The sequence below is a fragment of the Pseudomonas sp. NFACC37-1 genome (assembly GCF_900101575.1).
GTDB lineage: Bacteria > Pseudomonadota > Gammaproteobacteria > Pseudomonadales > Pseudomonadaceae > Aquipseudomonas > Aquipseudomonas fluorescens_AA.
Genome location: NZ_FMUZ01000076.1, coordinates 1 through 4,759 on the forward strand (window position 1 = coordinate 1; position 4,759 = coordinate 4,759).

Sequence of the window (4,759 nt, forward strand, 5' to 3'; positions counted from 1 at the left end):
CGTGAAGCTGATCGTCCCCACGCTCTGCGTGGGGATGCATCCCGTGACGCTCTGCGTCACCTTTCAGAAGCGGAACGCGGAGCGTCCCTGGCGGCGTTCCCACGCAGGAGCGGGGGAACGATCGAACCGCCAATCCCCTGTGGAAGCGGGCTTGCTCGCGATGCTTTTAGAGGTTGGCGACTTTCTGCCAGACCTTCGGCTTGAAGAACAGCGTCTCGCCCTTCGCCAGGCCCACCAGGCTGTCGTGGTCCTTCACCACTTCCGCTTCGATCAGCTCACTCTGGCCCTCCACCTTCAGGGTCACCCGAGTGGTGGCGCCGAGCGGACGGATGTCGCGCACTTCGGCGGCGTGGTGGTCTTCCAGCTCCGAGCGCGACAGCGAGACTTCGTGAGGGCGGAACAGCACATGCCGGTCCTCCCCCAAGTGCAGGCGGTTCGAGTCGCCGAGGAAGTGATACACAAAGTCGCTGGCCGGGTTTTCGTAGACATCCCCCGGCGAGCCGATCTGCTCGATCACGCCCTTGTTCATCACCACGATCCGGTCGGCGACTTCCATGGCTTCTTCCTGGTCGTGGGTCACGAACACCGAGGTCAGGTTGATGTCTTCGTGCAGGCGCGCCAGCCAGCGGCGCAGTTCCTTGCGGACCTTGGCGTCGAGGGCGCCGAACGGTTCGTCCAGCAACAGTACCTTGGGTTCCACAGCCAAGGCGCGAGCCAGGGCGATACGCTGACGCTGCCCGCCGGACAACTGCTCCGGGTAGCGGTCGGCGAGCCAGTCCAGTTGCACCATGTTCAGCAGTTCGTGGACCTTGGTCGCGATCTGGCTTTCGTTCGGGCGCTGATTCTTGGGCTTCATGCGCAAGCCAAAGGCGACGTTGTCGAACACCGTCATGTGGCGGAACAAGGCGTAGTGCTGGAATACGAAACCGACGTTGCGATCACGCACGTCGTGGCCGGACACGTCCTCGCCGTGGAACACGATGCTGCCTTGGTCCGGCGTTTCAAGACCCGCGATGATTCGCAGCAAGGTGGTCTTGCCACAGCCCGACGGGCCGAGCAGCGCCACCAGCTCGCCGCTCTGGATGTCCAGGCTGATCTCGTCCAGGGCCCTGAAGGCGTTGAAATTCTTGCTGACGTTACGGACTTCGATCGACATGACTTATTCCTCCGCGGCGCTGGCGCGCAGGCGGTTGATTCGGTTTTCGCTCCACTGCTTGAGCAGCAGGATGAAGAGCGCCAGGATCAGCAACAGGCTCGCCACAGCGAACGCGGCCACGTGGTTGTATTCGTTGTAGAGGATCTCGACGTGCAGCGGCAGGGTGTTGGTCACCCCGCGGATGTGCCCGGACACCACCGACACCGCGCCGAACTCGCCCATGGCGCGGGCGGTACACAGCACCACGCCATAGATCAGGCCCCACTTGATGTTCGGCACGGTGACATGCCAGAACATCTGCCAGCCATTGGCGCCCAGCAGGCGCGCGGCCTCTTCTTCCTGGGTGCCTTGTTCCTGCATCAGCGGGATCAGCTCACGGGCCACGAACGGCACCGTGACGAAGATGGTCGCCAGGACGATGCCCGGCAGCGCGAACACGATCTGGATGTCGTGATCCGACAGCCACGGCCCGAACAGGCCCTGGGCGCCGAACATCAGCACGTAGACCAGGCCCGCGATCACCGGCGACACCGAGAACGGCAGGTCGATCAGCGTCACCAGCATGCTCTTGCCACGGAATGAATATTTGCTCACGCACCACGCGGCACTGACGCCGAACACCAGGTTCAGCGGCACCGAGATCAGCACGGCGATCACCGTGAGCTTCAACGCCGACAGCGCGTCGGGTTCGAAGATCGCGGTGAAGAACGCCCCCAACCCGAGCTTCAGGCCCTGGGACACCACGATGAACAGCGGCAACAGCAAAAACAGCGCAAAGATCAGCCAGCCGAGGGCGATCAACACGCGCCGCGACGTCGCACTGCCGCGACGGGCGGCGTTAGTGGAGGCTGCGGAAATAGACGATTGGGACATGTTCGCGCCTCCTTATGGGGTTTCGATGCGCCGCTGCAACAGGTTGATCAGCAGCAACAGGACGAAGGAAACCACCAGCATCAACACGCCGATGGAGGTGGCGCCGGTGTAGTCGTATTGGTCGAGCTTGACCATGATCAGCAGCGGCAGGATCTCGGTTTTCATCGGCATGTTGCCGGCGATGAAAATCACCGAACCGTACTCGCCCACGCCACGGGCAAAGGCCAGGGCGAAGCCGGTCAACCAGGCCGGCAACAACGCCGGCACCAGGATGTGGCGGAACACCTGCCACGGCTTGGCACCCAGGCAGGCGGCGGCTTCTTCGACTTCACGGGGAATATCGGCCAGCACCGGCTGCACCGTGCGCACCACGAACGGCAACGTTACGAAGGTCAGCGCCAGGGTGATGCCCAACGGGGTGTAGGCGATCTTGAAGCCCAGGTCGGTGGCGAACTGGCCCACCAGGCCGGTCGGCGCATACAACGCCGTCAAGGCAATACCGGCCACGGCGGTGGGCAGGGCGAACGGCAGGTCGATCATCGCATCGATGATCTTGCGGCCGGGGAAGGTGTAGCGCACCAGCACCCAGGCCAGCAGCGTACCGATCACACCGTTGATGATCGCGGCGTACAGCGCGGTACCGAAACTGAGTTTCAAGGCCGCCAGCACCCGTGGCGCCGAGATGATCGCCCAGAACTGTTCCCAGGTGAGTTGGGCGGCATGCACGAACATCGCCGCCAGGGGTATGAGCACAATCAGACTGAGGTACACCAGGGTGTAGCCCAGCGTCAGCCCGAAGCCGGGTATGACGGGGGATATGCGACGCGACATAGAAGTCCTTGGTTGTGTGGCGAGCAAGCTTGCTCCTGCTGTGTTCTGTAGGAGCTGGCGAAGCCTGCGATCTTTTGATTCTGATCTTTCACTCTCGATTCAATTGGCAGTCGAAAGATCGCAGCCTCGTTGCACTCGTCAGCTCCTACAGGGTTGAGCCCGGCAGGAGCTGATGACGGCGTTTACGGTCAGCTTACTGCGCCTGATAGATCTGGTCGAACACGCCGCCATCGTTGAAGAATTTCGGTTGGGCAGTTTTCCAGCCGCCGAAGTCCTTGTCGATGGTCACCAACTCCACCTTTGGAAATTGCCGGGCGTACTTGGCGGCCACGTCCTTGTCACGCGGGCGATAGTAGTTTTTCGCGGCGATTTCCTGGCCGGCCGGGCTGTACAGGTGTTTGAGGTACGCCTCGGCGATCTCGGCATTGCCCTTTTTCTCGGCGTTCTTGTCCACCACCGCCACCGGCGGCTCGGCGAGGATCGACAGCGACGGCACGACGATGTCGAACTTGTCGGCGCCACCGTCTTCCTTGAGCGCCAGGAAGGCCTCGTTTTCCCAGGCCAGCAACACGTCGCCCTGACCGTTGTTGACGAAGGTAATGGTCGAGCCACGGGCGCCGGTGTCGAGGATCGGCACGTGCTTGAACAGCGCCTGCACGTATTCCTTGGCCTTGGCTTCGTCACCGCCATTGGCCTTCAGGCCATAAGCCCAGGCAGCGAGGAAGTTCCAGCGCGCACCGCCGGAGGTCTTCGGGTTCGGGGTGATGACCGACACGTCGTTCTTGATCAGGTCGCCCCAATCCTTGATGCCCTTGGGGTTGCCCTTGCGCACCAGGAACACGATGGTGGACGTATAAGGCGTGCTGGCCTCCGGCAGGCGTGTTTGCCAGTCCGCCGGCAGGGACTTGCCCAGCTTGGCGATTTCATCGATGTCGCCGGCCAGGGCCAGGGTCACCACGTCGGCCCGCAGACCATCGATCACCGCCCGGCCTTGCTTGCCCGAGCCACCGTGGGACTGCTGGATCTTCACGCTGTCGTCCGGGTGCGCTTTCTTCCAGAAATTGACGAATTCGGCGTTGTAATCCTGGTAAAGCTCGCGCGTCGGGTCGTAGGACACGTTGAGCAGCTCGTAATCCTTGGCGACGGCGGAACCTGCAAAAACAGCACTGGCCAGGGCGGCCAGGGCATAACGACGAATGGACGACATGGTGAAAGCTCCTGGAATTCTGGTTTTCTTATGGCTTCTGGAAATTCGTTAGGCTTGTGGAAAAAGATCGCAGTCTTCGGCAGCGCCTACACCTAGCCCCCCGTAGGAGCTGCCGAAGGCTGCGATCTTTTGGTTTTCAAGACGGTTTATGGCTCGGTTGCTGCAACCGGAACTTTTCCTTGCGTTCGATCTGGACCACCTGGGCGTTGTGCACGGTGATTTCCACTGCCCCAAAGCGTAGATCGCGCAACGCGCTCTGGATCTCGCGCAAGATGGTTGCTTCGTCCTGGCCGTCAACGCTACGTAGGGATGCGCTCATGCTGCTGCTCCTTTGAATGAATGCCTGGCAGTGGGCGGCACTGCTTGCGGCGTGGGAGCAATACTAGATAAGTGCAGATATTCTTAAAAAGACTATTTAAGAATTTTTATATAACCGGAATTACATAAAGTAGCCGGCGTCCTACGGCAGGGGAGCTTGGGAGGCCTTTCCCTGCTAACGCCTCGGATATTTCCGCTTGCCTCGATGCAAGCTGAGCCGACGCCTTCGCGAGCAAGCTTGCGACAGCGGAGTGTTTGATCGTTCCCACGCTCCTGCGTGGGAACGCAGCCAGGGACGCTCTGCGTTCCGCTTCTGAATGTGACGCAGAGCGTCACGGGATGCATTCCCACGCGGAGCGTGGGAACGATCAAAA

The 4,759-nt window shown here is 61.3% G+C and carries 5 protein-coding genes; all 5 read right to left on the bottom strand.

The features are described 5' to 3' along the window. Positions 1–166 precede the first annotated feature (166 nt). Positions 167–1,156 (bottom strand): sulfate/molybdate ABC transporter ATP-binding protein, encoded by a 990-nt coding sequence (locus tag BLP82_RS29805; protein WP_003196507.1) that lies wholly within the window; start codon positions 1,154–1,156, stop codon positions 167–169. 3 nt (positions 1,157–1,159) lie between these two features. Further along, positions 1,160–2,029, bottom strand: a complete 870-nt coding sequence (gene cysW / locus BLP82_RS29810; protein WP_092177144.1) for a sulfate ABC transporter permease subunit CysW — start codon at positions 2,027–2,029, stop codon at positions 1,160–1,162. 12 nt (positions 2,030–2,041) lie between these two features. Further along, positions 2,042–2,860 carry a sulfate ABC transporter permease subunit CysT gene (gene cysT / locus BLP82_RS29815; protein WP_013692011.1) on the bottom strand — a complete coding sequence of 273 codons (819 nt, stop codon included), beginning with the start codon at positions 2,858–2,860 and terminating at the stop codon, positions 2,042–2,044. Between the two features lie 193 nt (positions 2,861–3,053). Continuing rightward, the gene (locus tag BLP82_RS29820; RefSeq protein WP_092177147.1) at positions 3,054–4,067 is read right to left on the bottom strand and encodes a sulfate ABC transporter substrate-binding protein; all 1,014 of its coding nucleotides are present in this window, start codon (positions 4,065–4,067) and stop codon (positions 3,054–3,056) included. A 136-nt stretch (positions 4,068–4,203) separates the two neighbouring features. Beyond that, positions 4,204–4,386, bottom strand: coding sequence for a sulfur starvation response protein OscA (gene oscA, locus BLP82_RS29825; protein WP_003186967.1), 183 nt, complete (start codon positions 4,384–4,386; stop codon positions 4,204–4,206). Positions 4,387–4,759: the final 373 nt, after the last annotated feature.

What these genes read in the sequence shown, in the direction of transcription:
- BLP82_RS29805 (WP_003196507.1), bottom strand. Translation starts at nt 1,156, where the DNA reads ATGTCGATCGAAGTCCGTAACGTCAGCAAGAATTTCAACGCCTTCAGG.
- cysW (WP_092177144.1), bottom strand. Translation starts at nt 2,029, where the DNA reads ATGTCCCAATCGTCTATTTCCGCAGCCTCCACTAACGCCGCCCGTCGC.
- cysT (WP_013692011.1), bottom strand. Translation starts at nt 2,860, where the DNA reads ATGTCGCGTCGCATATCCCCCGTCATACCCGGCTTCGGGCTGACGCTG.
- BLP82_RS29820 (WP_092177147.1), bottom strand. Translation starts at nt 4,067, where the DNA reads ATGTCGTCCATTCGTCGTTATGCCCTGGCCGCCCTGGCCAGTGCTGTT.
- oscA (WP_003186967.1), bottom strand. Translation starts at nt 4,386, where the DNA reads ATGAGCGCATCCCTACGTAGCGTTGACGGCCAGGACGAAGCAACCATC.